Consider the following 10,107-nt stretch of genomic DNA (forward strand, 5'->3'; position numbering starts at 1 on the left):
CAGATTTTAAGACTTTAATATTGGAAGAATAAGCTTTAGTTCATCCTTAAAATCACAGATAAATTATATTTTCTAAGATCAATCTGTAATTATTAAATATTACAGATTGAATGAATATAGTTTTATTAAATTAATATTGTTTTCTTGGTTAATTATAGAGAATATATTGGTTGACAATATTATGCTATTCCTGTAATAAATATATTAATAAGATAATGGTAAAGTTTGTATGGTAAATAAAATATAATTTGTATAATTAGGTGAATTGATGAATTTTGATAATATAGTTATTGTTCATGGTCTGATGGCGACTCCTGATCATCATTGGTTTCCTTGGCTTAAAGGTCAATATGAACGATTAAATGCCCATGTGATTGTGCCGGAAATGCCTGAATCTCATGCTCCTTCACCTCATTTATGGCAAGAAAAGTTGCAGGAAAGTGTGCCTAATCCTGATGAAAAAACGCTTTTTATCGGGCATAGCCTGGGTTGTATTGCCACACTCCGTTACATCGCATCTTTACCTGATAATGTAAATATTGGGGGGATTGTATTGATTTCAGGATTTTATGAAAAGCTATCAACTTTACCTGAATTAAGTATATTTACTCAGGAGAACTTGGATTTTTGTCCCCTCATGCAAAAAATAAATCAGCGAATAGTGATATTATCGCTTAATGATGAGATTGTACCTCCACAGTTTACATTAAGTTTAAGTCAGCAGCTCCGGGCTGAATTATATGGTTTCCCCGATGGCGGGCACTTTTTAGATCGCGACGGTTTTACTGTTTTTCCTAGGCTAGAAAAGGTATTAAAAGATAATTCAATGTTGTGAATCAGAATTTATTTATATAAATGAATGTGATAGGTTTTTTCATGTTTTATGTAATTATGATGGACTTTGTGTGTTTTAAATAAGTTGTCAAAATATTATTTATCTACTGTAAAATAACCCGCTCTGAATACAGAGCGGGATTATACCCTTCATCTTGCAAGCTGCTCTTTGTTGGCTGCTTTCACTCACCCCAGTCACATCGTTATCTATGCTCCTGGGGATTTGTTCACTTGCCGCCGCGCTGCAACTCGAAATCTATTAGGTATATAAGTATATTTTTAGTTACTTTTTTCTACTAATGGGATGGGTTGATATCCCATAAGAATTAAGAATTCATCCCAATTATTTATTATTTCTTGAGATATTCCTTTTTCCACAGTGCCCTTTTCAGCATTTATTTTAATATAATGATATGCCTTTTCTAAATCTTGTGGGCTATTCCCTGAGCCATGTAAATAATTTACCCCTATTATCTGATATCCATTGATTATTCCAGAATCTCCGGCTCTCTTAAGTAGATTATTAGCTTTTATTTGATCTTCTTGTACTCCATAACCAAAACTATAAATTATACCGAGATTATATAAAGATTCCGCATGGTTTTTATCTAACTCTAATGCCTTGCCATAATACGCTATGGCTTTTTGGTAATCCCTTTCTGATTCTTTTAATGAATTGTCAGTATAAAGTTTTCCTAATAAAAAATAGGCATCAGCGCTACCATTCTGAGCTTGTTTTTCTAGTTCCTGAAACTCTTCAACTGTTCTCGGTACTTTCAGTGGAAGTTCCTTAACCATACCTGTATATTTAATTCCACCAAATACAGTTCTAGGAACATTTTTTTCCATCGGTTCTGCACATGCATTGGTAAATAATACGATTATCAGTAAAAGTATATATTTCATTCTACTAGTTTATCCTATCAGGTTGACGGTAAGAAGCTGAATCGGTGTTGTCTCGGAAGAGATAGTACTGTTAATTTCTTCTGTTTGCTGGCTGACAAAGCAGGCCATCGCATTAATCAGATCATGCAATTCGTTACTGAGCTTAGCTTCGTATATAGATACCGGATCCTGTTTGAACCAGACATCCGTGATCTCTGTCTGATATCCATTTGACCAGTTGACGGTAGATGTCAGTCCGTGGTAATTACCTTGTAGGTCAAAATAATTGATCTCTTGATAGTTTAGCTGCATAGACTTAATATCAGTTTCCTCAAGGCTTTTAAGTTCATCTGGGGTACTGAGTCCGTCTAAATTCCTATCCTGCCAGATTTTTAATGCGTTCCAAGTTACATCTTGGTTATCAATAATACCGTCCTGATTGCTGTCTATATCAGCTAAAGCCATAAAACCATGTTGTGCTTTTTCTCCAGATGACAGTTGGGAATCTTCCCCAAACAATTCTGAGCCACGGTTGATTAATCCGTCATTGTTTTTATCCCAGACTAATAGGCTATCATTTGCATCGACCCAGCCTGTATTGACTTTCTGTCCTTGGCCGTTAAAATCAAATACCACTCCTAGTTCACTGGTTACTGTTTGAACTCCATCCCCATTTAAATCAATTACCAGTGGTGTTCTGTAAGTCTTTGTAACTTTTTTCGGGTTTGGGAAAAGTTGCTTGAGTATTTGATTAGGAGTCTTCTCTAAGTTTAGAGTAATGCCAGAGTAACTAGCATGTCCCCCCTCTCTGTGAAACGTGTCTTTTACAAAATCAATACAGTTACTTGTTAATACATTATAGGATGGTGGTTGTGTTTTTCCATCCCGGTAATCAATAGTTTTCTGAAAAACCATATCCAGGTCCATTAAGAATTGAAGGTTTTGGGATACTATTGTTAGTGATGAGGCGGTAGGGTAGCGTATATGGTCATTAAACGACAAATTGTCTTTAACGGTGTCCCAATCTTCTCCCGGACTTAACCCTGCGGTAATGGACTCAAAATTGCCAGTTTTGGGGTTTTTGTTTCTGATAGTATAGAAAACATGACCCGTAAGTGATTTACCCATATTGAGTCCATTTTCTTCTACTACCGGAGCACCTTGGGGAGCTACATGCAAAGTTATAGAAGGTTCGTTTTCAAAGTATGAAAGTTTATCGTCAGGTATGATTTCTTGATAGTTTTCAAATATTCCTACTGTTTTATGTTTAGGTTGTTGTAGTGCTTCATCAGGCATATGTGGTTTCTTCCTCATTGATTTAAAAAATAATTCTTATCTTCCAGATAAAGTGTTACTGAATTGGTTCTTTTTGTTTTAAAAGATGAATTAAGAAGTAATTGTCGTTCCAAAAAGTTTTCTTCGGTTTTGGTTTTTAACAGGTTGGGCACATAGTCAATCATTTTCCGTCGGTCAGTTTTTATTTCTACCGTTATGTTCATATTGGCAACTAGTATCATTTGTTCGCCATTAACCGTCAGATGATTTTTATCTAACTGAATGATAGTCGAATGAATTAGGTAGTATCCGTTTATATTTCTTAGGACGATTATTGAATTGAGGGACACAACTTGGTTTTCCTAGCACGAAATGAAATGTTGTCTATCTGCATTCCAGACAGCTCTACATAAGGCAGGCGGAAAAAATCTTTTTTGATACTTTTTGTCTTTAAACCCAATTTATTAGCAGCAAGTAACCATAGGGTTTTATATAATCCTGCAAGCGCCAAATCAGACCTCATCAAACATTAGAAGTTAAAATTGAACTATCTCTATCATAACTCATTATTTCCTTTTATAAATAATTTTAATGATATGGTTTGGTTGTATTATAACCAAATGGTCTGGTTAATTTAAATTACCATTTGATTGTTAGCCTTAAATCATCTCCTGGGGAGATGATGATCTTTTACTTATTATTTAATTTGTGTATCTGAGTATAAAAATCACACATTAAAATCTTTGGGTAAATATTGAATAGTTGAGACTGAGACGGCAGGAAAAATAATAGCTTCTATCATATTATATAATTAAAATGAGGTAGATAGATTTTACCTAAATTAATTATTTGTAACGATCATCCAAAAACGAGGAAATGATGGTCGAATTATCTGAGGCATTTGTCTGTATTCCCTTTATCAAATTCATACTTCGATGACTTAAATGATTTTGAAAACTGTTTTTTAGTTTTTTATCGTATATATACTGGATAATACCTATACGTTGTCATTCTTTTTAGGCATCGCCACTCATATTCCACTTGCCTTTAGCTTCTTGATAGTAAGATAACGCTTGCAAGAGACATCTTGAATTGTCAGAAAGTGGTTATTCTGCCTTGTACTCACATTGCTAACACCCGTTTCTAGCGTTATGTTAATTGGTCCAGCAGCAGCAATAGCTGAGAAGCTGTCAGGTCTTACCAAAATAAAAGTGGAAGTCACTTCCGATTTATTAACTTGCAAACAGAGCCTGGAGGAAAACCTATGGAGATGTTATCAGGAGCTGAAATGGTCGTCCGATCGTTAATTGATCAGGGCGTTGAGCATATATTTGGTTATCCGGGAGGGGCAGTACTGGATATTTACGATGCCCTACATACGGTTGGGGGCATTGAGCATATCCTGGTACGTCATGAGCAGGGGGCGGTTCATATGGCCGATGGTTATGCTCGTTCTACCGGGAAGGTTGGTGTGGTATTGATCACCTCCGGCCCAGGAGCAACTAATGCCATTACAGGTATTGCCACCGCTTATATGGATTCAATTCCGATGGTTGTATTGTCCGGTCAAGTCGCCAGTTCCCTGATTGGTAATGATGCATTCCAGGAATGTGACATGGTAGGGATATCCCGCCCGATCGTGAAACACAGTTTTTTAGTGAAAAAAACAGAGGATATTCCGAAGGTACTGAAAAAAGCCTTCTATCTAGCGTCCAGTGGTCGTCCGGGACCCGTAGTTATTGATTTACCAAAAGACACGGTAAATCCGGCAGTAAAATTACCCTATATTTATCCTGATCAGATAAGTATGCGTTCTTATAATCCAACAATTCAGGGACACAAAGGGCAGATTAAACGGGCATTAAGAAAACTATTGAATGCGAAAAAACCGGTCATATATGTAGGCGGGGGGATGATTAACGCAGATTGTTCAGCAGAATTACTGACATTGGCGGAAAAATTCAATATCCCTGTTGTGAGCTCCCTGATGGGATTAGGCAGTTTCCCTGCAACTCATCCGCAAAGCCTGGGAATGCTCGGTATGCATGGTACATTCGAAGCTAACAAAGCAATCCATAATTCAGATGTCATTTTTGCTGTCGGTGTACGTTTTGATGATCGTACAACCAATAATCTGGAAAAATATTGCCCGGAAGCAACGGTATTACATATTGATATTGATCCAACATCAATTTCGAAAACGGTTTCCGCAGATGTACCTATTGTTGGTGATGCTAAACAGGTGCTTAGGCAAATGTTGGCGTTGCTGGAGACGGTGGAAGACACACAGGATCCCGATGCGCTAAAAGATTGGTGGTTATCTATTCAGCAATGGCGTAGCCGTAAATGTCTCAATTTTGATCGCAGCGGTGAAAAAATTAAGCCACAAGCTGCTATCGAGGTTCTCTATCGTCTGACGAAAGGGGAAGCTTATGTCACTTCAGATGTTGGACAGCATCAGATGTTTGTTGCATTGCATTACCCATTTGATAAGCCAAGGCGTTGGATCAGTTCCGGTGGTTTGGGAACGATGGGATTTGGCTTACCGGCTGCTTTGGGCGTTAAATTGGTGAACCCGGAAGCGACGGTAGTCTGTGTTACGGGGGATGGCAGTATCCAGATGAATATTCAGGAATTGTCTACAGCGTTGCAATATAGGTTGCCGGTACTGGTTCTAAACTTGAATAACCGTTTCCTCGGGATGATAAAACAGTGGCAAGACATGATTTATGCTGGCCGTCACTCTCAGTCTTATATGGAATCCCTACCTGATTTTGTCAAACTGGCTGAGGCTTATGGTCATGTTGGCATTTCTATCCAACGTTATGATGAATTGGAAAGTAAATTGGCGGAAGCCTTGAAAGAGGTGACTGAAAATCAGCGGCTGGTGTTTGTTGATGTCACAGTGGATGAAACTGAACATGTATATCCTATGCAGATCCGTGGAGGAGCAATGGATGAGATGTGGTTAAGCAAAACGGAGAGAACCTGATTATGCGCCGGATTTTATCTGTATTACTTGAAAACGAATCAGGGGCTTTGTCCCGTGTTGTTGGTCTGTTTTCCCAACGTGGCTACAACATTGAAAGTTTAACTGTCGCCCCAACTGATGATCCGACATTATCGCGGATGACAATTCAGACTAAAGGCGATGCAAGGGTACTTGAACAGATTGAAAAACAGTTGCACAAGCTGGTGGATGTGTTACGAGTCAGCGAGTTGGCATCAGGTTCTCATGTAGCGCGTGAGATTATGCTAGTTAAATTACAGGCCAGTGGCTATGGACGTGAAGAGATCAAGCGCAGTACTGATATCTTCCGTGGGCAGATCGTTGATGTGACTTCGACCTTATATACTGTGCAATTGGTAGGAGCCAGCGATAAATTGGATGCCTTTCTCGATGCTGTTCGAGATGTTGCTGAAATTGTTGAAGTTGCTCGTTCGGGTATTGTCGGTGTCTCTCGCGGAGATAAAATTATGCGATGAAAAATCGCAAACTGCGGGGCTATATACCCTATGGATTTTAAGATGCATCGCGACGGCAAAGGAGCGAATCCCCGGGAGCATAGATAACTATGTGACCGGGGTGAGTGAGTGCAGCCAACAAAGAGGCAACTTAGAAGATGACGGGTATATGCATACATTTATCAGGCTCTGCGATAAAGTAGGGCCTTTTCGGGGTCTATAAGGAGTTAATGTGAAACTGGATGAAATCGCCCGCCTTGCAGGTGTTTCACGCACAACGGCCAGTTATGTAATTAATGGTAAAGCCAAGCAATACCGTGTCAGTGATAAAACGGTAGAAAAAGTGATGGCAGTAGTCAGAGAGCATAATTACCATCCTAATGCTGTGGCAGCCGGTCTCCGTGCAGGACGTACCCGTTCTATTGGTTTGGTTATCCCAGATTTAGAAAATACCAGCTATACCCGTATTGCTAATTATCTGGAACGTCAGGCTCGTCAGCGTGGCTATCAGTTATTGATAGCTTGCTCGGAAGACCAGCCTGATAATGAAATACGCTGTGTTGAACACCTGTTACAGCGTCAGGTGGATGCAATGATTGTTTCTACCGCATTACCGCCGGAGCATCCTTTTTATCAACGCTGGGCAAATCGTTCTTTGCCTATTATTGCTCTCGATCGGGCACTCGAAAATGAACACTTTATCAGCGTAGTGGGTGATGATTTTGAAGATGCAAAGATGCTGGCACAAGAATTTCGTCAATTCCCGGCTGAATCTGTGCTTTATCTCGGTGCATTACCTGAATTATCCGTCAGTTTTCTGCGTGAACAGGGGTTCCGTGAAGCATGGAAAGATGACCCTCGTAAAGTGATGTATCTTTACTCAAACAGTTATGAGCGTGATGCGGCTGCTGAAGTATTCACTAAATGGTTAGAAACTCATCCAATGCCACAAGCGTTGTTCACCACCTCTTTTGCCCTGTTACAGGGAGTCATGGATGTTACGCTAAAACACAGCGGCCGTTTACCAAATAAATTGGTTATTGCAACTTTTGGTGATCATGAATTATTGGATTTCCTTGAATGTCCAGTGCTTTCTGTAGCTCAGCGTCATCGGGAAATTGCTGAACGGGTATTGGAACTGGTGTTAGCAAGTCTAGATGAAAAGCAGAAGCCAGGGCCAGGTATCACACGGATACATCGTGACTTATGTCGGCGAGGAAGCTTGAGCCGAAAAATATGATAAAAACCCCTCATTAATTTTCTGATGAGGGGTTTTGGTTGTTAGATTTGTCTTAAAAGAAGTGTGTAAGGGCAACTTTAAAGTACCTCTTACGTTGCGTGTTTTAGCAAAAACCGCCGTAAACCCTTGCCCAGTGCGATCAAATAGCAATTTCATTCATACATAAATTATTCAGTAGAAAGAAGAGCATAGAACAGCGTTTATTTGAGTTTGAGATTTGTCTATTTACTTTTGTATTTTACTTTTTTTTATATATTAAATTGATTTTAATAATATTTATCTTGAGGTTTTTTTGTTGCTAGCTTAGTTTTAATGTTGAATGCATCAAATGAAATGATAAATATTTCTATATAATGGTTAAATAGTAATGAAATGTAAATTATGTAAATAAATTAATCACACAACTATTTTTTCATTATTTTGCCGTAAACATTTATTCTCCCTGTGCTTGTTAAATTATTCAGAATTATCATGGTGTTAATTATTTTTGATATTGCTAAATTTAATAATTATGCCTCCCAACAGCTAAAATCCTGCCGTCAAATATAGCTAAAGCGCATCGGCTCTGGCTTGACAAGGTTTTCGTCCCATCCGTAAACTCCTTATTGTGGGGATTAGTGGGATAAAGTGGTAATTTTTGATCACCAGGGGTGGCCTGAGGATGTTTCGTGGAGCAACGCAGATTAATCTCGATAGCAAGGGGCGGCTCACCGTACCTACCCGATACCGGGCTATGCTAAATGAGGAATCACAAGGGCAAATGGTTTGTACCATTGACCTTCATCAACCGTGCTTGTTGCTTTATACATTATCTGAATGGGAAATTATTGAAGAAAAACTTTCTCACTTATCCAGCATGAATCCGGCGGAGCGTCGGGTGCAACGTTTGCTTTTAGGTCATGCCAGTGAATGCCAGATGGATAGTGCAGGACGTCTTTTGTTAGCTAGTACATTGCGTCAGCATGCAGGGCTAGTCAAAGAGGTTATGCTGGTTGGTCAGTTCAACAAATTTGAACTGTGGGATGAACAGACTTGGTATCAACAGGTTAAAGATGATATTGCGGCTGAGCAATCCACACAGGAACCTTTATCAGTACGGCTACAGGAATTATCTCTATAAATATGGCAAATAGTCATTTTAAACATACCAGCGTATTGTTGGATGAAGCAGTCAACGGACTGAATATTCGTGAAAATGGAATCTATATTGATGGCACATTTGGTCGTGGTGGGCATTCACGTCTGATTTTGTCGCAATTGGGGACGGCAGGTCGTTTAATTGCCATTGATCGTGATCCTCAGGCGATTGAAGTGGCTAAAGCGATCACAGATCCACGTTTTTCAATAGTACATGGGCCATTTTCTAAATTGGCTCACTATACAGAAAAAGCCGGGCTAATCGGCAAAATTGATGGTGTATTACTGGATTTAGGTGTTTCTTCGCCTCAGTTGGATGATCCGGAACGCGGTTTTTCTTTTATGCGTGATGGGCCGCTAGATATGCGGATGGACCCGACTCGCGGACAGTCAGCAGCAGAATGGCTGATGAACGCAACAGCAGATGATATTGCCTGGGTATTGAAAACATTTGGTGAAGAGCGTTTCGCCAAACGCATTGCCAGAGCAATTGTGGCACGCAATCAGGAAGAGCCAATTACCCGAACAAAAGCGCTAGCCGATTTGATTGCTCAGGCCAGCCCGGTAAAAGAAAAACACAAGCATCCAGCAACCAGGAGCTTCCAGGCTATTAGGATTTATATCAACAGTGAGCTGGAAGAGATTGAGCAGGCGCTGGATGGTGCATTACAGGCGCTTGCACCAAAAGGGCGGCTTTCAGTTATCAGTTTTCATTCACTGGAAGATCGCATTGTTAAACGGTTTATTCGTCATAACAGTCGTGGGCCACAGGTGCCGGCAGGACTGCCACTGACAGAAGAGCAACTGAAAGCGCAAGGTGGGCGTAGCCTGAAATCTGTTGGCAAGATGAAACCGTCTGAGGAAGAAGTGGCGGATAACCCACGGGCTCGTAGTTCTGTTTTGCGTTTTGCTGAAAAAGTTAGTGAATAATGGCAGGTGAACGTCACGGATTAACCGGTATTATCGGTAGCGATTTGCTCAAGAATGCCAAGATACCGTTAATTCTTCTAGTCGCTGTACTGGTTTCGGCCATAGTTGTTGTAACCACTGCACATGAAACCCGCTTGTTGACGGCTGAAAGAGAGCATCTGGTGGTGGAACGTGATGCACTAGATATCGAGTGGCGCAATTTGATCCTCGAAGAAAATGCCTTGGGTGATCACAGCCGGGTTGAGCGGATAGCCATTGAAAAAATGCATATGCAGCATGTTAACCCTGCTCAGGAAAACATTGTTGTTTCACAGTGAGTTAATTTAATTATTAAAAAGGTA

General features: G+C 39.9%; 9 protein-coding genes. 7 read left to right on the plus strand and 2 right to left on the minus strand.

The window, feature by feature from the left end:
* Window positions 1-268 precede the first annotated feature (268 nt).
* On the plus strand, window positions 269-835 hold the full coding sequence (locus KZ793_RS07490; protein ID WP_225814790.1) for an RBBP9/YdeN family alpha/beta hydrolase: 567 nt from the start codon (window positions 269-271) through the stop codon (window positions 833-835).
* Window positions 836-1,113: 278 nt separating this feature from the next.
* Here KZ793_RS07490 and KZ793_RS07495 read toward each other — a convergent pair whose 3' ends face one another.
* Together KZ793_RS07495 and KZ793_RS07500 are read right to left on the minus strand one after the other, a co-directional pair.
* The gene (locus KZ793_RS07495) at window positions 1,114-1,740 is read right to left on the minus strand and encodes a tetratricopeptide repeat protein (RefSeq protein ID WP_225814791.1); all 627 of its coding nucleotides are present in this window, start codon (window positions 1,738-1,740) and stop codon (window positions 1,114-1,116) included.
* A 9-nt stretch (window positions 1,741-1,749) separates the two neighbouring features.
* Window positions 1,750-3,015, minus strand: coding sequence for a hypothetical protein (locus tag KZ793_RS07500; protein WP_225814792.1), 1,266 nt, complete (start codon window positions 3,013-3,015; stop codon window positions 1,750-1,752).
* A gap of 1,243 nt (window positions 3,016-4,258) precedes the next feature.
* Here KZ793_RS07500 and ilvI point away from each other — a divergent pair.
* The 6 genes from ilvI (at window position 4,259) to ftsL (ending at window position 10,083) form a co-directional block, all read left to right on the plus strand.
* Window positions 4,259-5,986 carry an acetolactate synthase 3 large subunit gene (gene ilvI, locus KZ793_RS07505; protein WP_225814793.1) on the plus strand — a complete coding sequence of 576 codons (1,728 nt, stop codon included), beginning with the start codon at window positions 4,259-4,261 and terminating at the stop codon, window positions 5,984-5,986.
* A 2-nt stretch (window positions 5,987-5,988) separates the two neighbouring features.
* The gene (ilvN, locus tag KZ793_RS07510) at window positions 5,989-6,480 is read left to right on the plus strand and encodes an acetolactate synthase small subunit (RefSeq protein ID WP_225814833.1); all 492 of its coding nucleotides are present in this window, start codon (window positions 5,989-5,991) and stop codon (window positions 6,478-6,480) included.
* Between the two features lie 211 nt (window positions 6,481-6,691).
* Complete coding sequence (gene cra / locus KZ793_RS07515; RefSeq protein ID WP_225814794.1) at window positions 6,692-7,699, plus strand: catabolite repressor/activator; 1,008 nt, start codon at window positions 6,692-6,694, stop codon at window positions 7,697-7,699.
* 661 nt (window positions 7,700-8,360) lie between these two features.
* Window positions 8,361-8,819 carry a division/cell wall cluster transcriptional repressor MraZ gene (gene mraZ / locus KZ793_RS07520; RefSeq protein ID WP_225814795.1) on the plus strand — a complete coding sequence of 153 codons (459 nt, stop codon included), beginning with the start codon at window positions 8,361-8,363 and terminating at the stop codon, window positions 8,817-8,819.
* 2 nt (window positions 8,820-8,821) lie between these two features.
* A complete protein-coding gene (gene rsmH, locus KZ793_RS07525; RefSeq protein WP_225814796.1) occupies window positions 8,822-9,766 on the plus strand; it encodes a 16S rRNA (cytosine(1402)-N(4))-methyltransferase RsmH in 945 nt (314 codons plus the stop codon).
* Window positions 9,763-10,083: a cell division protein FtsL gene (gene ftsL, locus KZ793_RS07530; protein ID WP_225814834.1), complete on the plus strand. Its 321-nt coding sequence runs from the start codon at window positions 9,763-9,765 to the stop codon at window positions 10,081-10,083. The genes rsmH and ftsL overlap by 4 nt, the downstream gene beginning before the upstream one ends.
* The last annotated feature ends 24 nt before the right edge of the window (window positions 10,084-10,107 follow it).

Origin of the sequence: Photorhabdus antumapuensis (assembly GCF_020387775.1) — a bacterium.
GTDB classification, from domain to species: Bacteria; Pseudomonadota; Gammaproteobacteria; order Enterobacterales; family Enterobacteriaceae; genus Photorhabdus; species Photorhabdus antumapuensis.

Excerpts from the sequence above, each read along its gene's own strand:
- KZ793_RS07495 (WP_225814791.1), bottom strand. The coding sequence starts at position 1,740 with ATGAAATATATACTTTTACTGATAATCGTATTATTTACCAATGCATGT.
- KZ793_RS07500 (WP_225814792.1), bottom strand. The coding sequence starts at position 3,015 with ATGCCTGATGAAGCACTACAACAACCTAAACATAAAACAGTAGGAATA.
- ilvN (WP_225814833.1), top strand. The coding sequence starts at position 5,989 with ATGCGCCGGATTTTATCTGTATTACTTGAAAACGAATCAGGGGCTTTG.
- rsmH (WP_225814796.1), top strand. The coding sequence starts at position 8,822 with ATGGCAAATAGTCATTTTAAACATACCAGCGTATTGTTGGATGAAGCA.
- mraZ (WP_225814795.1), top strand. The coding sequence starts at position 8,361 with ATGTTTCGTGGAGCAACGCAGATTAATCTCGATAGCAAGGGGCGGCTC.
- ilvI (WP_225814793.1), top strand. The coding sequence starts at position 4,259 with ATGGAGATGTTATCAGGAGCTGAAATGGTCGTCCGATCGTTAATTGAT.
- KZ793_RS07490 (WP_225814790.1), top strand. The coding sequence starts at position 269 with ATGAATTTTGATAATATAGTTATTGTTCATGGTCTGATGGCGACTCCT.